The sequence below is a fragment of the Micromonospora psammae genome (genome assembly GCF_036902725.1).
In the GTDB taxonomy this organism is placed as follows: Bacteria; Actinomycetota; Actinomycetes; order Mycobacteriales; family Micromonosporaceae; genus Micromonospora.
Genome location: NZ_JBAKHM010000037.1, coordinates 13,480 through 32,021 on the forward strand (window position 1 = coordinate 13,480; position 18,542 = coordinate 32,021).

At 73.5% G+C, this 18,542-nt stretch carries 18 protein-coding genes and 1 pseudogene; 12 read left to right on the forward strand and 7 right to left on the reverse strand.

Features of this window, described 5'->3' with window-relative positions:
* Positions 1-36: 36 nt before the first annotated feature.
* Positions 37-1,002 (reverse strand): DNA polymerase domain-containing protein, encoded by a 966-nt coding sequence (locus tag V6U79_RS28030; RefSeq protein WP_334616486.1) that lies wholly within the window; start codon positions 1,000-1,002, stop codon positions 37-39.
* Positions 1,003-1,105: 103 nt separating this feature from the next.
* Between V6U79_RS28030 and V6U79_RS28035 the strand changes: the two genes are divergently transcribed.
* The 7 genes from V6U79_RS28035 (at position 1,106) to V6U79_RS28065 (ending at position 7,993) form a co-directional block, all read left to right on the forward strand.
* Complete coding sequence (locus V6U79_RS28035) at positions 1,106-1,330, forward strand: hypothetical protein (RefSeq protein ID WP_334616487.1); 225 nt, start codon at positions 1,106-1,108, stop codon at positions 1,328-1,330.
* Positions 1,327-2,856, forward strand: a complete 1,530-nt coding sequence (locus V6U79_RS28040; RefSeq protein ID WP_334616488.1) for a multicopper oxidase family protein — start codon at positions 1,327-1,329, stop codon at positions 2,854-2,856. The genes V6U79_RS28035 and V6U79_RS28040 overlap by 4 nt, the downstream gene beginning before the upstream one ends.
* A complete protein-coding gene (locus tag V6U79_RS28045; protein ID WP_334616489.1) occupies positions 2,853-3,998 on the forward strand; it encodes a sensor histidine kinase in 1,146 nt (381 codons plus the stop codon). The genes V6U79_RS28040 and V6U79_RS28045 overlap by 4 nt, the downstream gene beginning before the upstream one ends.
* Complete coding sequence (locus V6U79_RS28050) at positions 3,995-4,672, forward strand: response regulator (protein WP_334533363.1); 678 nt, start codon at positions 3,995-3,997, stop codon at positions 4,670-4,672. The genes V6U79_RS28045 and V6U79_RS28050 overlap by 4 nt, the downstream gene beginning before the upstream one ends.
* A gap of 99 nt (positions 4,673-4,771) precedes the next feature.
* Positions 4,772-5,164, forward strand: a complete 393-nt coding sequence (locus V6U79_RS28055) for a winged helix-turn-helix transcriptional regulator (RefSeq protein ID WP_334616490.1) — start codon at positions 4,772-4,774, stop codon at positions 5,162-5,164.
* An 80-nt stretch (positions 5,165-5,244) separates the two neighbouring features.
* Entirely contained in the window at positions 5,245-5,805 is a 561-nt protein-coding gene (locus V6U79_RS28060) for a TetR/AcrR family transcriptional regulator (protein WP_334616491.1), read from the forward strand.
* 13 nt (positions 5,806-5,818) lie between these two features.
* On the forward strand, positions 5,819-7,993 hold the full coding sequence (locus V6U79_RS28065; RefSeq protein WP_334616492.1) for an MMPL family transporter: 2,175 nt from the start codon (positions 5,819-5,821) through the stop codon (positions 7,991-7,993).
* A 48-nt stretch (positions 7,994-8,041) separates the two neighbouring features.
* Here V6U79_RS28065 and V6U79_RS28070 read toward each other — a convergent pair whose 3' ends face one another.
* Entirely contained in the window at positions 8,042-9,298 is a 1,257-nt protein-coding gene (locus V6U79_RS28070; protein ID WP_334616493.1) for an erythromycin esterase family protein, read from the reverse strand.
* Between the two features lie 82 nt (positions 9,299-9,380).
* On the opposite strand from V6U79_RS28070, the gene V6U79_RS28075 reads away from it, so the two are divergent.
* Positions 9,381-9,572, forward strand: a complete 192-nt coding sequence (locus V6U79_RS28075; RefSeq protein ID WP_334533348.1) for a DUF2795 domain-containing protein — start codon at positions 9,381-9,383, stop codon at positions 9,570-9,572.
* Positions 9,573-9,583: 11 nt separating this feature from the next.
* Here V6U79_RS28075 and erm read toward each other — a convergent pair whose 3' ends face one another.
* Positions 9,584-10,393, reverse strand: coding sequence for an ErmE/ErmH/ErmO/ErmR family 23S rRNA (adenine(2058)-N(6))-methyltransferase (gene erm / locus V6U79_RS28080; protein ID WP_334616494.1), 810 nt, complete (start codon positions 10,391-10,393; stop codon positions 9,584-9,586).
* Between the two features lie 626 nt (positions 10,394-11,019).
* The gene (locus V6U79_RS28085) at positions 11,020-11,919 is read right to left on the reverse strand and encodes a Gfo/Idh/MocA family protein (RefSeq protein ID WP_334533342.1); all 900 of its coding nucleotides are present in this window, start codon (positions 11,917-11,919) and stop codon (positions 11,020-11,022) included.
* A 159-nt stretch (positions 11,920-12,078) separates the two neighbouring features.
* Here V6U79_RS28085 and V6U79_RS28090 point away from each other — a divergent pair, with 159 nt between their 5' ends.
* Both V6U79_RS28090 and V6U79_RS28095 read left to right on the forward strand, forming a co-directional pair.
* The gene (locus tag V6U79_RS28090) at positions 12,079-12,483 is read left to right on the forward strand and encodes a hypothetical protein (RefSeq protein ID WP_442933395.1); all 405 of its coding nucleotides are present in this window, start codon (positions 12,079-12,081) and stop codon (positions 12,481-12,483) included.
* A pseudogene (locus V6U79_RS28095) lies at positions 12,476-12,889 on the forward strand (hypothetical protein); the annotation flags it as partial. The gene V6U79_RS28090 and the pseudogene V6U79_RS28095, both read left to right, overlap by 8 nt.
* A gap of 44 nt (positions 12,890-12,933) precedes the next feature.
* On the opposite strand, the gene fabG reads toward V6U79_RS28095, so the two are convergent.
* A complete protein-coding gene (gene fabG, locus V6U79_RS28100; protein ID WP_334533334.1) occupies positions 12,934-13,692 on the reverse strand; it encodes a 3-oxoacyl-ACP reductase FabG in 759 nt (252 codons plus the stop codon).
* 107 nt (positions 13,693-13,799) lie between these two features.
* Complete coding sequence (locus tag V6U79_RS28105) at positions 13,800-15,443, reverse strand: alpha-amylase family protein (RefSeq protein ID WP_334616496.1); 1,644 nt, start codon at positions 15,441-15,443, stop codon at positions 13,800-13,802.
* 93 nt (positions 15,444-15,536) lie between these two features.
* Between V6U79_RS28105 and V6U79_RS28110 the strand changes: the two genes are divergently transcribed.
* Entirely contained in the window at positions 15,537-16,151 is a 615-nt protein-coding gene (locus V6U79_RS28110; protein WP_334533328.1) for a DUF1349 domain-containing protein, read from the forward strand.
* A gap of 92 nt (positions 16,152-16,243) precedes the next feature.
* Positions 16,244-16,915, forward strand: coding sequence for a DedA family protein (locus tag V6U79_RS28115; RefSeq protein ID WP_334533326.1), 672 nt, complete (start codon positions 16,244-16,246; stop codon positions 16,913-16,915).
* Positions 16,916-16,927: 12 nt separating this feature from the next.
* Here the strand turns inward: V6U79_RS28115 and V6U79_RS28120 are convergent, their stop codons facing one another.
* On the reverse strand, positions 16,928-18,490 hold the full coding sequence (locus tag V6U79_RS28120; RefSeq protein ID WP_334616497.1) for a cellulose binding domain-containing protein: 1,563 nt from the start codon (positions 18,488-18,490) through the stop codon (positions 16,928-16,930).
* Positions 18,491-18,542 lie beyond the last annotated feature (52 nt).

Consider the following 18,542-nt stretch of genomic DNA (forward strand, 5'->3'; position numbering starts at 1 on the left):
ACTCCTCCTCCACGATCTGGAGCGACGTCGCCCGGGTCAGCCGCCGCCGGACTCGCGCCGGGCCCTCGCGCGCCGTTTCCCCTCGTGCATGGCCTGCACCCGGGCCACCGGGATGGTCCTGCCCTCGGCCACCAGGTCGTCCGGGAGCCGCTGCGGCGCCGGCATCGCCTCGGCCCACGGGTCCGTGTCGGCGAGCAGTGCCGGGACCGTCCGCACCGTGAAGTCCGCCGGGCTCACCGCGTCCAGGTCGTCCCAGGCCACCGGGAACGAGACCGGCAGGCCGGGCCGCACCCGGGGGCTGTACGTGGCCACCACGGTGGCCCCGCCGGCCCGGGTCGCGTCGACGAAGACCCGCCCGCCCCGGTCCTGGCGGATGAAGGCGGTGGTGGCGAGCGCCGGGTCGAGCCGTTCCGCGTGCCCGGCCAGCGCCCGGGTGGCGGCCGCCGCCTCCTCGGCGCTGGTGCCCGCCGCGACCGGCACGAAGACGTGCAGACCCTTCGCGCCACTGGTCTTCACCGCCCCGGCCAGCCCCACGTCGGCGAGCGCCCGCTGCACCAGGCGGGCCGCCCCGACGACCGCCGTGAAGGCGTCCCCCTCCGGCGGGTCCAGATCGAGCACCAGGTGGGTGGGGTGCTGGGAATCGGCGACGGTGCTCAGCGTCGGGTGGTACTCGATCGCCCGCTGGTTGGCGAACCAGAGCAGGGTCCGCCGGTCGTCGCAGAGCGCGTACGACACCTGCCGGTGCGACGCCTCGGCCCAGACCGAGGTGCGGCGCACCCACTCCGGGGTGTACTTCGGCAGGTTCTTCTGCATGAACGGGTCCTGGCCGCGCAGCAGCCGGATCACCGACAGCGGCCGGTCCCGCAGGCCGGGCAGGATCCGCTCGCGCACCGCGTCGAGGTAGTCGACCAGGTCCCGCTTGGTGACGTCCCCGCCGGCGAGCAGCGGCTGATTCAGACTGGTCAGCCCGACCCCGTCCCGTGTCTCCTCCGCCCCGCTCATCACGTCACCCTCCCCGCCGCAGCGGCCCCGGTCAACCGGACCGGCCGACGGATACCTCCGTGGAGCGATGCCCCGGCCGACGGCGCGGTCATAGCGTCACCGCATGTCCCGACCTCACGGTAGATCAATCCCGGTGCCCCGGCTGCTCGGCGCGGCGCTGGCTCTCTTCGGCGTCTTCGTCCTCTTCGGCGGGCTCTTCGTACCCCTGCACGTGATCCTCCGCGAGCCGGCCATGGTGCCGGCGCCGGAGTCCTGGGTGGCGGGGTGGCTGATCCTGCTCGGCCTGGCTCTCGCCGCATGGCCCCGGCGCGACCGGCCGGGGACGTGACCTCCCGCCGTCGCTTCCTCCGCCTGGCCGGCCTGGCCGGGCTGGCCACCGTGGTCCCCGCGGGCGCGCTGGCCGGGCACGTCTGGGTCACCGCCGGCCGCGGCAACGTCGGCCGGGTGCGGTTCGAGCGGCCGTTGGCCGTACCGCCGGTCGCCACGCCCCGCCGGGACGCCGCCGGTCGCACCGTCCACGAGCTGGCCCTGCGCGCCGGCACCACCGAACTGCTGCCCGGACGGAGCACCCCCACCTGGGGCGCCAACGGCAGCTACCTCGGCCCGACCCTGCGGATGCGCCGGGGCGACGTGGTGGCCCCCCGGGTCCGCAACGACCTGCCGGAGGCCACCACCCTGCACTGGCACGGGATGGAGCTGCCGGCCGTCGCCGACGGCGGCCCGCACCAGCTGGTCCCGCCCGGCGACACCTGGCAGCCGTCCTGGCGGATCGACCAACCGGCCGCCACGCTCTGGTACCACCCCCACCCACACGGCTCCACCCGGCACCACGTCCACCGGGGCCTGGCCGGGATGATCCTGGTCGACGACGACCGGGCGACGGGTCTACTCCCGGAGCGCTACGGCGTCGACGACATTCCCCTGGTCCTCCAGGACCGGACCGTGACCGACGACGGCGGTACGGACACCGACGGCATCGACTTCGGCGGCACCGACATCGTGGGACTGCTCGGCCGGGACGTCTTCGTCAACGGCACCTGGGGGCCGGTGCTCCGGGTGACCACGCAGCGGATCCGGTTGCGGGTGCTCAACGCCTCGAACGCGCGGGTGTACGACCTCGCCCTCGCCGACGGGCGCCCCTTCCACCTGGTCGGCTCCGACCAGGGGCTGCTGCCCGCGCCGGTGGAGACCGACCACGTCCGGGTGAGCCCCGGCGAACGCGTCGAGCTGGTGGTCGCCGTCCGGCCCGGGGAACGGCTGCTGCTGGTCAGCCGCCCGCCCGAGCTGGGGGCGAACGTGCTCTACGACCGGCTGGCCGGCGGCGACAACGAGTTCCACCTGCTCCTGCTCGCCGCCGACGGGCAGCTGGCGCCGTCGGCCCCGCTGCCGGCGCGCCTCCCGGCCGCCGCGCCGGTCGCGCCGCCGCCCCCGGGCCGCCCGGACCGACGGTTCGACCTGGGCGACTTCACCATCAACGGCCGGACGATGGACCTCGGCCGGATCGACTTCGCGGTGCCGCTCGGTACCACCGAGCGGTGGCGGATCCGGAACCGGCAGGGGGTGCCGCACAACTTCCACGTGCACAACGCCGCGTTCACCGTCAGCGGGGCGACCGCACCCGACATGCGCGGTCGCAAGGACACCGTCTTCGTCGCGCCGGGCGCCGAGGTGACCCTCCTGGTCAGCTTCGGACAGCACGCCGACCCGACCCGGCCGTACATGTTCCACTGTCACCTGTTGGCGCACGAGGACGCCGGCATGATGGGACAGTACGTCGTCGTAGCGCCCGGGACGGAGGACCAGGTGAACCCGACGAACCCGATCCCGCACCCGCACCCGCACCCGCACCCGTGAGGCTCCGGGACACGGCGGCGGCCGGCCTCGTCGCCGGGTCGGTCTGGCTGGCGGTGGACATCGCCGTCGAGCCGGCCAGCCGGTCGCCGGGGCTCGCCGGCTGGGCTCTCGGCGGGGTGCTGGGCGCCCTTCAGCTCGCCGGGCGGCGTCGGCCGGTGACGGTGCTGGCGCTCTCCGCCGCGGCGGTGGTCGCCTACCACCTGGCCGGCTACCCGGCGATCGGGCTGGGCTGGCCGTTGCTGGTGCCGTACGCCCGGGCCGCCACCGCCGGCCGGCTGCTCCCCGCCGCACTGGTCGCCGTCCTGATCAGCGTCGGCGACGTGGGGTGGCGGACCGGCGTCGAGGGCGAGGCGGCCCTGCCGGTCCTCGTCGGTGAGGCGCAGACGCTGATCGTCGTCGGCCTGGCGCTGGCGGTCGGCGAGGCCGCCTGGCAGCGGCGTCGCTGGGCGGGCGAGGTGCGGGACCGGCTCGCCCGGGCCGCCGAGGAGAACCGCCGGGTGGCCGCCCAGCGGATGACCGAGCAGCGCCTCGCCGTCGCGGCGGACCTGCACGACGTGGCGGCCCACAGCCTGGTGGTGATCGGGCTCCAGCTGCGGATCGCCGAGGAGACGGTGACCGTGGACCCGCCCGCCTGCCGGGCGGCGGTCGCCGCGGCGCTGGCCGCCCACGACGAGGCGCTGCGGGAGACGACGAGGACGGTCCGGCTGCTGCGCGGCGGGAGCGACGAGGACGGCGTGGCGCCGCTCGCCCCGGCGCCCGGCCTGGCCGACCTGGACCGTCTCCGCGCGGTGGCCGGGGCGGCGGGGGTGGAGCTGGAGGTGCGGGTCACCCCCGGATCCGAGCTGACCGGCTCGGTGGCGCTCGCGGTCTACCGGATCTGCCAGGAAGCGCTGACCAACACCATCCGGCACTCCGGCGCCCGGCGGGCCCGCCTGCTGGTGGAGAACGCCGGGGACGGGGTGCACCTGCGCTTCGACGACGACGGCCGCCCCGGCGCACTGCCCGCGCAGGGCGGCCACGGCCTCGCCGGGATGTCCGACCGGGCGCGCAGCGTCGGTGGTCGACTGCGGGCCGGGCCCGGCCCGGAGCGGGGATTCCTGGTGGAGGCGTGGCTGCCGGCCGAACCGAGGGTGTCCCGGTGACCGTCCGGGTGCTGCTCGCCGACGACCAGCAGGCGGTGCGGGACGCCCTGCGGTCGCTGCTGCACCGCACCGACGACCTCCTGGTGGTGGGCGAGGCCCGCGACGGCGCCGAGGCGGTGGCGCTGAGCGGGCACCTCCGGCCGGACGTGGTGCTGATGGACGTGCGGATGCCCGGCACGGACGGCATCGCGGCGACCCGGGAGATCGTGGGCCGCTCCGCCGAGCACCCCACCCGGGTGATCGTGCTGACCACGTTCGACCTGGACGAGTACGTCTTCGCCGCGCTCCGCGCCGGGGCGAGCGGGTTCCTGCTCAAGAACGCCCCACCGGACACGCTGCGCCAGTCGGTGCGGGTGGTCGCCGCGGGTCAGGCGCTGCTGGACCCGGCGGTCACCCGGCGGGTCATCGAGCGGTACGCCGAGCCGCCCCGGCCGGCCGAGGCCGAGGCCCTGGACCGGCTCACCGCGCGGGAGCGGGAGGTGGCGTTCCTCATCGCCGCCGGGCTCAACAACGAGGAGATCGCCGGCCACCTGGTGATCAGCGAGTGGACGGTGAAGACGCACGTCCGGCACATCCTCGACAAGCTCGGTGCCCGGGACCGGCTCCACGTCGCCATCGCGGTGCACCGGGCCGGTCGGGGCGTACCCGGGGTGGGGCCGGACCGGCCCGGGTGACGCGGCGCGTACGGACCGGGACGCGGGCGGCGGGCGCTCACGCTTTGTCACCGAGGGCGTGGTCTGTGACCATCGGGCCGAGCGGAAGGAGGCACTCTCGTGTCCCAGGGGAACAGCTGTGTGCCCGCCGGGCGGGAGCCGGCCCCCGCCTGCACCGTCCGGGAGGCGCTGGACCGGGTGGGCGGCAAGTGGAGCATCGGCATCCTGGTCGCCGCCTGCCGGGGACCGGTCCGCTTCACCGAGCTGGAACGGCAGGTCGAGGGGATCAGCCGCCGGATGCTCACCCTCACCCTGCGCAACCTTGAGCGCGACGGCCTGCTGCACCGGCGGGTGTACTCCACTGTGCCGCCGAAGGTCGAGTACACCGCCACGCCGATGGCGCTGGAGCTCTACGAGTCGCTGGTCGCGCTGACCGGGTGGGCCGAGCGGCACCGGGCGGCGATCAGCGCGGCCCGGGCGGCGTACGACCGGGAGCACGCCAACCCGGAATGAGGACGGCTGTGGCGAACGCCACCCCACGAGTCTGACCGATCGGTCAGGGCCTGACCGATCGGTCAGGCATGCTGGAACGCATGGTTCGAGCGGTACCCGAAACCCACGGCGAGATCCTCGCCGCGGCGGCGCGGCGCTTCGCGGTGACCGGCTACCGGGGCACCTCGTTGCAGGACATCGCCCGCGAGGTGGGCTGCTCCAAGGCGGCGGTGCTCTACCACTTCGCCAACAAGGAGGCGCTGCTCGCGGCGCTGATGGCGAAGCCGATCGAGGTGCTCGTCGAGCTGGACGAACGGGTCACCGGGCTCACCGGCGACCGCGCCCAGCGCGCGGCCGCCGAGGGCTTCGTCGACCTCGCCGTGCGCTTCCGCCGGGAGATCGCGCTGCTCCGCGGCGAGTTTCCCGAGCTGCTGGCGCAGCCGGCCTTCGCGCACGTCCAGCAGATCTCCGAACGGCTCCTCGACGCGCTCGCCGGCCACAGCGAACGGGTGGAAGCCCGGATCACCGCATTGGTCCTGCTCGCCGGGATCCCCGAGGCGTGCGCCGAGTTCGTCGACGTGCCCGACGACGAGCTGCGACCGGCCCTGCTGGCCATGGCCCGGCGGGCGCTGGCACCGATCGACCCACCCATCCCCGAGTGAGGACAAGGATCTGATGGCGACCCTGCTGTACCGGCTCGGCCGGGCCTCGTTGCGCCGCCGGCGACTCGTCGTCGCCGTGTGGCTCGTCGTACTCGTCGGCCTCGGCTTCGCCGCGGCGACCCTGCGCGGCCCCACGGCCAGCAACTTCACCATGCCCGGCACCGAGTCGCAGCGCGCGCTCGACCTGCTCGCCGACCGGTTCCCGGCGGCCAGCGGCGCCACCGGCACCATCGCGGTCAAGGCCCCCGCGGCCGGCCAGCTGGCCACCCCGGAGGGGCAGGCCGTGGTCAAGGGGATCGTGCAGCAGGCGGCCACGCTGCCCGGCGTGGTCGCCGCCGTCGACCCGTTCCAGGTGCAGGCCCTCTCCCCCGACGGCCGGTACGCCCTGGTCCAGGTGCAGTTCGCCACCGGCGCCGACGAGGTCACCGACGAGCAGCGCGAGGCGTACGAGAAGGTCGGCGCGCAGGCCGCGCCGGGCTGGCAGGTCGCGCCCGGCGGTGAGGTGCTCAACACCGAGCCCGAGGTCGGCTCCACCGAGGCGCTCGGCGTGGCGGTCGCCGCGATCGTCCTGATGGTCACCTTCGGCTCCCTGGTCGCGGCCGGGATGACCATGCTCAACGCGCTGATCGGCGTCGGCGTCGGCATGGCCGGCCTCTTCGCGCTGAGCGGCGCGGTCGAGCTGACCAGCACCGCGCCCATCCTGGCGCTGATGCTGGGCCTGGCCGTCGGCATCGACTACTCGCTCTTCATCACCTCCCGGCACCGGCAGAACCTGCTCGACGGGCTCCCGCCGGAGGAGGCCGTCGGCCGGGCCGTCGGCACCGCCGGCTCCGCCGTCCTCTTCGCCGGGGCCACCGTGGTCATCGCGCTGGCCGGCCTCGCCGTGGTCGACATCCCGTTCCTCACCGTGATGGGTCTGGCCGCCGCCGGCACCGTCACCGTCGCCGTACTGGTCGCGATCACCCTCCAGCCGGCGCTGCTCGGCTTCGCCGGCCGCCGGGTGCTCCCCCGCAAGCTGCGCGGACGGGAGGCGGTCGAGTCCGACGACACCGGCTCGGAGGACCGCTCCGGCTTCGGGTTCCGCTGGGCCCGGTGGACCACCCGCTTCCGGCTGCCGGTCATCCTGGCCGGCCTGCTCGGCCTCGGCCTGCTCGCGCTCCCCGCCCAGGACATGCGGCTGGCGCTGCCGGACGCCGGCACCGCCCCGGAGGGCAGCGCGGCGCGGGTCAGCAACGACCTCATCCGCGAGGGTTTCGGACCGGGCTTCACCGGCCGGCTCGCGGTCGTCGTCACCGCCGACTCGCCGCAGGCCACCTCGGCGGCCGTACCCCAGGTCACCGCGCTGATCCAGCGCACCGAGAACGTGCTGGCGGTGGCCCCGCCGCAGGTCGACCCCACCGGCCGGACGGCGCTGCTCGGCGTCATCCCGAAGACCGGGCCGACCGACGCGGCGACCGAGACGATGGTCAACGACATCCGGGCCCAGGTCGGCGGGATCGACAACGCCGAGGTGCTGCTGACCGGGGTCACCGCGATCGGGATCGACGTCTCCGAGAAGCTCACCGACGCGCTGCCGGTCTACCTGCTGCTCGTGGTCGGACTGTCGATCCTGCTGCTGATGCTGGTGTTCCGGTCGATCCTGGTGCCGGTGAAGGCGGCGCTGGGCTTCCTGCTCACCGTGGCGGCCACCTTCGGCATCACGGTCGCGGTGTTCCAGCAGGGCCACCTCGCCGAGCTGGTCGGCCTGGACACCCCCGGACCGCTGATCAGCTTCCTGCCCATCCTGCTGATCGGCATCCTGTTCGGCCTGGCCATGGATTACGAGGTCTTCCTGGTCTCCCGGATGCGGGAGGACTTCGTGCACGGCGACACCGCCCAACAGGCCACCATCAACGGGATGGGACACGGCGCCCGGGTGGTCACCGCCGCCGCCCTGATCATGATCTCGGTCTTCGGCGGCTTCGTCTTCCTCGACGACCCGGTGATCAAGTCGATGGGCTTCGCGCTCGCCGTCGGCGTCGCCATCGACGCCTTCGTCGTCCGGATGACCATCGTCCCCGCGGTCATGTCGCTGCTGAACACGAAGGCCTGGTGGCTGCCCCGGTGGCTCGACCGGGCACTGCCCAACGTGGACATCGAGGGCGAGGGGCTGCGCGCCCACCTCGACCGGCAGCCCGCCAAGGTCTGAGCCGGGACCGACCGGGCCCCTGCCGCCCCCGCGCCGCAGGGGGCCCGGTCAGACCCCCGCCGGGTACGTCTGCATCTCGCCGAGCGAGGTCGCCGCGGACAACGGGTGCAGAGCGGTGGTCTCGTCGCACCAGATGAAGGCGTCGTAGCGGTCGCAGAGCCGGGTCGGCACGTAGTTGCCCCAGGACTCGAAGCTCGGGTCGTACACCACCCCGATCGCCCGGTGGTCGGCGGTGCCGGTCACCCACTCCGGCTGGTCCGGCCCGCCGAAGACCAGCACCGCCCGCTCCGGCATCAGCTCGTGCAGCCGCTGCTCGACCGATCCCTCCCGGGCCGGCGGCACCACCATCGACTCCGCCGGGGAACCCCAGCGCGGCGCGGCGACTACCGTCCCCCGGTGACCGCCCATGCCGACCAGCACCACATCGTCCCGGCCGAGCCGCTCACGGCCCAGCTGACCGATGTTGACCAGCCCGTCGGCGGCCATGTCGGTGGCCCGCGCGTCGCCCACGTGGGTGTTGTGCGCCCACACGATTCCCCGCGCGTCCGGGCCGTACTCCGCCAGCAGCCGGTCCAGGGTGTCCGCCATGTGGGTGTCCCGGATGTTCCACGACTCCGGGCCGCCCCGCACCATCGCCCGGTAGTAGCGCTCCGCGCCCGCCACCACCTCGGCGTTCTGCCAGGCCGCGAAGGCCGCCGGGCCGTCCGACGCGGCGTGTTCCCGGGTACGCGCCAAGAGGCGCACCACCTCCTCCTCGCAGCGCGCGGAGACGAAGCGGGCGGCGGCGCCGTACTCCTCGACCCGCTTGCCGTACGGCTCGAAGCACTTGTACGCCTCCTGCGCGGCCTCCAGCGAACGCGGGTCCTCCTCGCCGAGGTAGTCGAAGATGGCCTGCATGGACTCCCAGAGGCTGTAGACGTCCAGGCCGTGGAAGCCGGCCCGCTCCCCCTCCGGCCGTGCCATGTTCCACGCCCGCAGCCAGTGGCAGAACCGGTCCACCTCGGTGTTCGCCCACATCCAGGTGGGCCAGCGCGCGAAGCCCTCCAGGGCGGTCCGTGGATCGGACGCGCCACCCGGCGCACCGGTGACCGAGCGGTTCACCCGGTCGCAGTCGGGCCAGTCCCCCTCCACCGCCACGAACGAGAAGCCCTGCTCGGCGATGAGCCGGCGGGTGAGCTGCTCGCGGAGGCGGTAGTAGTCGTGACTGCCGTGGGTCGCCTCGCCGATCATGACCACCCGGGCGTCCCGGACGCGCTCCAGCAAGGGGGCGAAGTCGCTCGGCGCGCCGAGCCGCTGAACCAGCATGTGCGCGGCTACCCGGCCGCCCCGCCGGGCAAACCGTGGGGTATCGGGGTGTGCCGACGGGCTGGGCGGGTAGCCGGCGGGCATGACGGTCACCGGGGTGCAGTTGCAGGAGTACCTGGCCGGGCTCGACTATCCGGTCTCCCGGGAGGACCTGGTCCGCTGGGGCCAGGAGAACGGGGCCAGCACCGAGATGCTCCAGATGCTGCGGGCGTTGCCGGCCGAACAGTTCGCCGACCCGGCGGAGCTGAACGAGGCCCTCGCCACGCTCGCCTGATCCACGGCGCGTCACCGGCGCGGACCGCGGGCGTGCAGCAGCCGGAACAGCATCAGCCACTGCTCCGGCCAGACCAGCCCGACGGGCGTGGCCGGGTCGAGCCGGGCGGCCCGCAGCGCCCCGTCGACCCGGGCGCGCGGGTACGCCGTCGACAGCGAGGCCGCGAGCGAGCCGCCGACCCCGCCGAACCCGATCTCCACCATCCTCCGGTACGCCGGCAGCGCCGCCGGTGGCAGCAGCGGTTCGGGCCGGCGGTCGATCCGCAGGATGCCGCCGTCGACGCCGGGAACCGGGCGGAACGCGGTGCGCGGCACCCGACCGACCAGCCGCCAGTGGTGCTCCGGCCAGGTGAGCACGGTGAGCCGGCTCCACCGGCCGTGGTCACCGCTGCGTTTGCGCGCGTACTCGAGCTGGGTGAGCAGGGTCGCCGCCCGCAGCCCGGGCGCGGCGAGACACCACCTGACCACGGCGGCGGTCAGCGACCAGGGAATGTTGCCGACCACGGAGAAGGGTTCGGCCGGCGGCCTCGCCGCCAGGAAGTCCGCCTGCCGGTGCTCCACCCGGGGCAGCCGCGCGCAGAGGGCCGCCAGGTCGGGGGCGACGAGCGGGTCGATCTCGTACGCGACGAGCCGGCCGCACCGGGCGGCGAGCGCCCGGGTCAGCTGACCCCGGCCGGCACCCACCTCGAGCAGCAGGTCGTCCGGGCCGGGACGGGCCGCCCGGACCAGCCGCGCGGTGGCGGCCGGGTCGGTGAGGAAGTTCTGGGACAGTACGCGACGGGACCGGTCGCGTGCGGTGGTGCGGGGTCGGCGGGGCGCCACGGGGATCGTCCTGTCTGTCGCCGGCTGGCGACGGTACGGACAGGCAGCGCACGGCGGGGCCTGTCCGAGCGGATCGGGACTCGGACGACCCTGGAGTTCGGCGTGGGACGCGACGCCCGCCCGCCCGAGCTGCGGATGGATCCGCGGATCAGGCGAGCAGCGGTGTGCCGTGGTGGACGCGGCGCACCGGCCGGCGGCGGTCGCCGGCCGGCTGCGGTACGCGGGTCAGGTCAGGCGCGCCGGAGGTCCCGGCCGGCCAGGGCCGGACGCCGGACTCGCGGACGGGCGACCTGGAGGAGGCCCCGCGCGGCCGACGTGACGGCCACGTCGATCAGGGCATGCGTGAACATGCCGCCAGGCTAGCCACGCGCCGATCACCCCGCGACACCTTTTCCGCCCGGCCAGGTACGCCCAGCAGGATTCCGGTGCGTGCTGCAGCACCCTGCTTGGCCAAAGCCGGCTCCACTCGGAGTGGCCCCGGGGGAACCGCATGTCTGGTTGGGCGTGATGACGCCGAGGCATATTGATGCCTCAGCGTCATCAGACCCAACCTGTAACAGCCAACCGGGACGAACACGCCCGAGTCCACCCACTCACCAACCTGGCCCGCAGGCCGGACGCGGGGGTCAGACTTCGACGGTGCGGCCCTGGGCGCGGGCGGTCTCGGCGGCGGCCAGCACCGCCACCACCTCCCGGCCGAACCGCACGTCGCAGCGGTGGTCCCGGGTACCGGCGTCGATCTCCTCCAGCAGCTGGTCGATCGCGGTGCCGAAGGCCGCGAGCGCGCTGCCGTCGCCGGGCGGGACGGTTTCGGTGCCGTTCTCGCCGAAGAAGACGAAGTCCCGGGTCATCGCCTCGGTCGGCGCGTCCAGGGTGAGGGAGAGCGAGCTGGTGGCGCCGCCGTCGTGCGTCAGCAGCAGGTGGACCAGGCCGCTCGGCCCGTCCATCGCCGCCACCCGGGTCACCCGGCCGAGCACCGGCAGGATCAACGACAGGGCGTGCGGGCCGATGTCCCACAGCGCGCCCCGGTCCCGCCGCCACTGCGAGTCGCCGTACGGGCTGCCCGGCTGGTAGATCGAGGCGAACATGGTCGCCCGCGCGTGCTGCCAGCCGCCGGCCGCGGCGGTGGCGGCGAGGAAGCCGGTGACGTTCGGGTGGAACCGCTGGGTGAAGAAGACCACCGAGGCCACCCCGGCGTTCCCGGCCGCGGCGACCACCCGGTCGGCGTCGGCGAGGCTGAGCGCGAGGGGCTTGTCCAGCAGCAGGTGCCGGCCGGCGATGGCGGCCCGGACGGCGATGTCCGCCTGGACGTCCGGCGGGAGCGCCACGGCGATCGCGTCGCACGCGTCCAGCAGGGCGTCGACGTCGTCGAACGCCGGCACCCCGTGCCGGTCGGCCAGCTCGCCGGCCCGCTGCGCGTTGCGCCCCCAGACCCCGACCAGATCGGCGCGCGGGTGCGCGTCGATCGCGGCGGCGTGCGTCTCCGCCGCCCAGTGACCGGTGCCGAACAAGCCGAACCGCAGCACGAGTACCCCCGGAGTCGTCGTCCGCCACGGCGGTGCCGTGGCCGTGATCCACGCTAGTCGCCCGGCCCGGCGGGTGCAGCCGACGCGGCCGACCGACCGGGACGCCGGGGATTACTACGACGCTTAGTAGGCTGTGCCGGTGACCGAGACTCCGATCGGATGTCGCCGATGACCAGCGCCGCCGCGGCCGGGTCCCCGGTGGACGGCATCCTCGCGACGGCGACGATCGTGCTGTCGCTCGTACTCGCGCTCTGGAGCCTGGTGGCGGCGGTCCGCCACCGGCCGCCGGACCGGCTCCAGTTCGTCGGCCTGGCCGCCCTGGAGGTCGCGCTGCTCGCGCTGGCCGTGGTGGCGCTGGTCGCGCTCGGCGGCGGCGAGCGGCCGGGCGAACCCGGCGCCTTCTTCGGCTACCTGGTGACGCTGGTCTGCCTGCCACCGCTGGCCTGGGTGCTGGCGAAGATGGAACCGACCCGCTGGGGCTCCGCGATCGTCTGCGCGATCTGCCTGGTAACCCCGGTGGTGGTGGTCCGGCTCCAGCAGACCTGGGCGGTCCTCGGTGGTTGAGACCGGTACGCCGGAACGGACCACCAACAAGGGGCCGGGGCGGCTGCTGATCGCCGTCTACCTGCTCTTCGCCATCGCCGCCACCTCGCGGGCCGGGCTCCAGCTCGCCACGAAGTTCGACGAGGCGCCGGTGGCGTACCTGCTCTCCGGGCTGGCCGCGGCGATCTACATCGTGGCCGCGGTGGGGCTGGCCCGGGCCGGTCACGCCGGCCGGCGCGTCGCGCTCGCCTGCTGCTCCGTGGAGCTGATCGGGGTCGTCGGGGTGGGCGTGCTCAGCCTGGTCGACGAGGAGCTCTTCCCGGACGAGACGGTCTGGTCGGAGTTCGGCAGCGGCTACGGCTACATCCCGCTGGTCCTGCCCGTCCTCGGCCTGCTCTGGCTCTGGCGCACCCGCCACGACACCGACTGACGCGTCCCGCCCGGCAGCGCACCGGGCGGGACGCGACGGGGTCAGTCCTTGGGGCCACCGGCGACGTAGATGACCTGGCCGGAGACGAAGGACGCGCCCTCACTGGCCAGGAACGAGATGGTGTGCGCGACGTCCTCCGGCCGGCCGGGACGGCGGACCGGGATCTCCGCGGCGGCGTGCTGTTGCAGCGCCTCGAAGTCGACCTTCATCCGGGCGGCGGTCGCGGCGGTCATGTCGGTGACGATGAAGCCCGGGGCGACCGCGTTGACCGTCACGCCGAACGGGCCCAGCTCGATGGCGAGGGTCTTGGTGAAGCCCTGCAACCCGGCCTTGGCCGCGGAGTAGTTCGCCTGGCCCCGGTTGCCCAACGCCGAGGTGCTGGAGAGGTTGACGATCCGGCCCCACTTCCGCTCGACCATGTGCTGCTGGGCGGCCTGGCTGAACAGGAACGCGCCCCGCAGGTGCACGCCCATGACCGTGTCCCAGTCCGCGTCGGACATCTTGAACAGCAGGTTGTCGCGGAGCACGCCGGCGTTGTTGACCAGCACCGTCGGTGCGCCCAGCTCGGCGGCGACCCGCTCTACCGCCGCCTCCACCTGAGCCCGGTCCGACACGTCCGCGCCGACGCCGACAGCCCGGCCGCCGGCGCCGGCGATCGCGTCCACCGTCTCCTTGGTCGCCGACTCCTCGATGTCGACCACGGCGACGGCCATGCCGTCGGCGGCCAGCCGGCGGGCGGTCGCCGCGCCGATACCGCGCGCGGCTCCGGTGACGATGGCGACGCGGGGCTCTTCCGACATGATTACCTCCGGGTAACTTGGCTCGATCGATGGAGCTTAACCCCCACCCACCGCCGGTCGGCAGGCCCGGAGACCAGCGCCGTCCCGCAACTCGGTCGACCAGATGGTCAGCCCCGGCAGAGCCGGATCCACCGGTAGCCGTAGCCGGCCAGCTTGAGCCGGTCGAGCTTGCCCACCTCGCCGTACCCCCGGTCGGCGAGGACGTCGGTCGGCAGGTCCGCCTCGGCGGCGAGGCTGCTCAGGTCGACCTCCACGTCCTCGGTCCCCAGGTTGTGCAGGAAGACCATCGTCCCGGTCGGGCCGTCGGCGCGGTGCGCCAGCACCCCGGCCGGCACGGACACGTCGATGTGGGTGGTGGAGCCGGAACCGATCTCCGGCGCCTCCCGGAGGGTACCGATCATCCGCTCGAACCAGGACAGCAGCGACTTCGGGTCGCCACGCTGGGCGGTCACGTTGACCTTCTGGTAGCTGAAGTCACCCTTGTCGATCACCGGCCGGACGAGCTTCTCCGGGTCGGCGGTGGAGAACCCGGCGTTCTCCTTGTACGACCACTGCATCGGGGTACGGATCGCCTCCCGGCCGGGCAGCGACAGGTCCTCGCCCATCCCGATCTCCTCGCCGTACCGCAGCACCGGCGTGCCGCGCAGCGAGAACTGCAACGCGTACGCCAGCTCGACGCGCCGCCGGTCGTTGCCGAGCATCGGCGCCAGCCGCCGCCGGATGCCCCGGTCGTAGATGCGCATGTCCTCGTCCGGACCGAACTCCGCGTACACCTGGTTGCGCTGTTCGGCGGTGAGCCGGGAGAGGTCGATCTCGTCGTGGTTGCGCAGGAAGGTGGCCCACTGGCCACCGACGGGCAGCAGCGGGGTGTCCCGCAGCGCCTCGATCACCGGCTCCGGGTCCTGCCGGGCCAGGGCCAGCATGAGCCGGCCGTTGAGCATGAAGTCGAAGAGCATGTGGATCCGGTTGCCGGAGCCGCCGCCGTCACCGAAGAACATCGGCAACTGGTCGGGCTCCACGTTCGCCTCGGCCAGCAGGACCGCGTCGCCGCGCCGCCACTGCACGTGCTGGCGCATCTCGGTGAGGAACTCGAAGTCCTTGGGGGAGTTCGGGTTGCCCGGCTCGGTCAGCTCGATGATGAACGGCACCGCGTCCATCCGGAAACCGGAGACGCCGAGCTGGAGCCAGAACGACATGACCTTCTTGATCTCGGCGCGGACCTTCGCGTTGGCGAAGTTGAGGTCCGGCTGGAACTTGTAGAACCGGTGGTAGAACCACGCCTTGGCGGTCCGGTCGTAGCTCCAGGTCTCGTTCTGCTCGCCCGGGAAGACCATGCCCTGGCGCCGGTCGTCCGGCTCGGTGTCGGACCAGACGTACCAGTCCCGGTACGGCGAGTCGGGTGAGGAGCGGGCCGACTGGAACCAGGGGTGCTCGTCCGAGGTGTGGTTGACCACCAGGTCGATGATCACCCGGATGCCCCGGTTCTGCGCCTGGTGCAGCAGCTCGGCGAAGTCGCCGAGAGTGCCGAAGCGGGGGTCCACGTTGTAGAAGTCCGTGGCGTCATAGCCGTCGTCCCGGTTGGGCGACGGGTGGATCGGGTGCAGCCAGAGGCAGGTCACCCCCAACCGGGCCAGATAGTCCAGCCGGCCGATCAGCCCTCTGATGTCACCGACCCCGTCGCCGTCGGAGTCCGCGTACGTGTCGATGTCGAGGCAGTAGACGACGGCCTCGGAGTACCACCTGTCACCCATGCCGGATGAACTTCTCCGATCGATCACCGCGGCAAACCCGGCCGGCACGCGGTCGGGCCTCGCGGTCGCGCTCCGGCCGGTACCGTTCCGATCATGGAGACCGGACTGGTACCGCCGAGCGAACCGTTGGACTGGGCCCGGGGCGCCTGGCTGCATCCACCGGTGCGCGCCGAACACGGTCCGGCGGGCGAGCTGGTGGTCGAGCCGGCCGCGGAGAGCGACTTCTGGCGGCGGACCAGCTACGGCTTCGTGCACGACAACGGGCCGGCCCTGCTCGCGCCCCTGCCGGTCGGCAGTGCCATGGAGGTGAGCTTCGCCCTCGACCTCACCGGACAGTTCGACCAGGCCGGCGCGCTGGTCCGGGTGGACGAGCGCACCTGGGTGAAGACCGGCGTCGAGCTGAGCGACGGCGAGCTCCAGCTCGGTGCGGTGGTGACCCGGGAGTTCTCGGACTGGTCGCTGGCGCCGGTGCCGGAGTGGGCGGGGCGGGAGGTGACCGTCCGGGTCAGCCGGGCCGGGGACGCGCTGACCGTCCGGGCCCGGGTGGACGACGAGCCGTGGCGACTGGTCCGGCTCGCCCCACTGGACCCGGCGGCCGAGGCCACGGCCGGGCCGTTCTGCTGCTCGCCGGTGCGGGCCGGGCTGACCGTCCGGTTCACCGGGTGGCGTCAGGGGCCCGCCGACCGGGAGTTGCACCCCTCGACCTGACCGCAGCGCGGAGTGGGTCGGGTCACCGGCAGGTGTGAGGGGCCGGAACGCGGGTACCACCGTCCGATCCGGCAGCTCTCGGAAGGACGCCCATGGCTCTCGCCCAGAACGTCGACCCGAACCAGTTCACCGGGCTGACCGGGTGGGTGGCGAGCGTCATCGACTCGTTCGGCGCGGTCGGGGTGGCGCTGCTGGTGGCCCTGGAGAGCATCGTCCCGCCGATCCCCAGCGAGGTGGTGCTGGCGATGGCCGGCTACCTGGCCAGCGAGGGCCGGTTCCACCTGGTGGTGATCGTGCTGGCCGCGACGGCGGGCTCGCTGCTGGGCGCGCTGGTGCTCTACTGGCTCGGCGCGGCGCTCGGCGAGGAGCGGTTGAAGCGCTGGCTGGACCACCTCCCGCTGGTGGACTCCGACGACCTGGAGAAGGCCGACCGGTGGTTCGAGCGGTACGGCCGGTGGGCGGTGCTGATCGGCCGGGTGGTGCCGGTGGTGCGCAGCCTGGTGTCGGTCCCGGCCGGGGCGAACCGGATGCCGATGGGTGAGTTCGTCCTGTTGACCACGCTGGGCAGCGGGGTGTGGAACACCCTGATCGTGGGGTTGGGTTTCGCGCTCGGGTCACGCTGGGAGGACGTGGACCGGTACAGCAGCTGGTTCAACTACGCCATCTTCGCCGTCTTCGCCGTCATGATCGCCACCTGGGTGACCAAGAAGGTCCGCAAGCGGCGGGCGCGGCGCGACCGGCAGTCGGTGACCGCCGGTCGCTGACCGCGACGCCGCTCAGTACCGCGCGGTGATCGAGGTGTACTCCCAGGTGTTCTGGGCGATGCCGGAGCAGTGCGAGACCACGCCGCCGCCCGGGCAGGGGCGGTCCCGGTTGACCGACCAGAAGGTGAACCGGGACAGGCCGCGGGCCCTGGCCCAGTCCCGGATCTGCGTCCAGGTGGCCGGCGAGGTCAGCTCCTGCTGGTCGGAAAGGCCGTTCATGCCGGAGATGCCCATGTGCGCGTACGCGGTGGCGTCCGACCAGCCGAACGCGGTCTTCAGGGTGTTCTTCAACCCCTCGGAGGCGTTGACCGTGCTCTGGTACATGTTCGCCCCGCCGCCGAAGTTGAACGGCATGATGGTGAAGGTGTCGATGTCCGCGCCGAGCGCGGCGGCCTGGTTGATCAGGCGGGTGCCCCAGTAGTTCGGCCCGGTGGTCGAGGTGCCGAAGGTGATGATGGTCTTCAGGCCCGGGTTGTTCTGCTTGACGATCTTCAGCGCGCCGAGGATCCGGTCCTGCACCACCTCGTTCTCGAACTCGTCGCTGTTCTCGATGTCGATGTCGATCGCCTTCAGCCCGAACGCGTTGATCACCTGCTGGTACGCCCCGGCGAGCGCGGCCGCCGAGGAGCAGTTCGGGCCGAGCTTGTTGCCGCTCCACCCGCCGATGGACGGGATGACGTCACCGCCGGCGGCCCGGATCGCGGCGATCGTGTTGGCGTGCACGCCGCCGGTGAGCGGGCCGCCGCCGTCCCAGGCCGGGGTGCAGCCGCCGCCGGAGAGGACGAACGCGATGGTGAACCACTTGATCCCGGTCGCCGACATGACGGTCGACGGCGCGGGCGGGTCGCCCCAGCCGGGGTAGAGGTAGGGCGCGGCGGCCATCGGGGCGGTGCCACCGGTGCAGCCGGTGGTGCTGGCGGAGACCGGCGCGGACTTCGCCGACTCCCCGGAGGAGTTGTACGCGGCCACCGTGTAGCTGTGCGCCGAGCAGGCGGCCAGTCCACTCAGGGTGGTGGCGGTGCCGGTGAGGGTGGCCCGGACGGTCGAGCCCTCGTACACCCGGTAGCCGGTGACCGTGCCGCCGACGGCGTTCCACGCCAGGGCGACGGAGGAGGCGGTGGTGCCGGTGACCCGCAGGCCACCGGGGGTGGCCGGGGCGGACGGGTCGCCGCCGCCTCCGCCGGTGCAGGCGCCACCGTTGACCGTGCAGTTGGTCGGGTCGCCGGTGCCGCTGACCACGAAACCGAACGAGGTGCTGGCGCCCGGGGCGAGGGTGCCGTTCCAGGACTGGTTGACCGCGGTGACGTGCTGGCCGGAGGTGGTCAGCCGGGCGTCCCAGAAGGTGCCGAGCGAGCTGCCGGCGGGCAGGTCGAACTGCACGTTCCACGAGCTGATGCTGGTCGAACTGTCGTTGGTGACGGTGAACTTCGCCTCGTACCCGCTGCCCCAGCTGGCGGTGCGGACGAAGGCGGCGGTGGCGGCGGACGCGGCCGGTGGGGCCACGACGGTGGCCGCGACCAGGGCGGCGGCGAGGGCGACGGCGAACGTCACCACGCGTGGGGAGCGGAGTTTCACGGTGGCCTCCAGGGACCTGTGGTGGGGGTCCGCCCGGCGGGTGGGCGGGATC

Bases quoted from the DNA above. Each gene is read 5' to 3' on its own strand.
- V6U79_RS28075 (WP_334533348.1), top strand. From the start codon at position 9,381: ATGACGGTCACCGGGGTGCAGTTGCAGGAGTACCTGGCCGGGCTCGAC.
- V6U79_RS28035 (WP_334616487.1), top strand. From the start codon at position 1,106: ATGTCCCGACCTCACGGTAGATCAATCCCGGTGCCCCGGCTGCTCGGC.
- fabG (WP_334533334.1), bottom strand. From the start codon at position 13,692: ATGTCGGAAGAGCCCCGCGTCGCCATCGTCACCGGAGCCGCGCGCGGT.
- V6U79_RS28060 (WP_334616491.1), top strand. From the start codon at position 5,245: ATGGTTCGAGCGGTACCCGAAACCCACGGCGAGATCCTCGCCGCGGCG.
- V6U79_RS28070 (WP_334616493.1), bottom strand. From the start codon at position 9,298: ATGCTGGTTCAGCGGCTCGGCGCGCCGAGCGACTTCGCCCCCTTGCTG.
- V6U79_RS28115 (WP_334533326.1), top strand. From the start codon at position 16,244: ATGGCTCTCGCCCAGAACGTCGACCCGAACCAGTTCACCGGGCTGACC.
- V6U79_RS28110 (WP_334533328.1), top strand. From the start codon at position 15,537: ATGGAGACCGGACTGGTACCGCCGAGCGAACCGTTGGACTGGGCCCGG.
- V6U79_RS28030 (WP_334616486.1), bottom strand. From the start codon at position 1,002: ATGAGCGGGGCGGAGGAGACACGGGACGGGGTCGGGCTGACCAGTCTG.
- V6U79_RS28105 (WP_334616496.1), bottom strand. From the start codon at position 15,443: ATGGGTGACAGGTGGTACTCCGAGGCCGTCGTCTACTGCCTCGACATC.
- V6U79_RS28090 (WP_442933395.1), top strand. From the start codon at position 12,079: ATGTCGCCGATGACCAGCGCCGCCGCGGCCGGGTCCCCGGTGGACGGC.
- V6U79_RS28065 (WP_334616492.1), top strand. From the start codon at position 5,819: ATGGCGACCCTGCTGTACCGGCTCGGCCGGGCCTCGTTGCGCCGCCGG.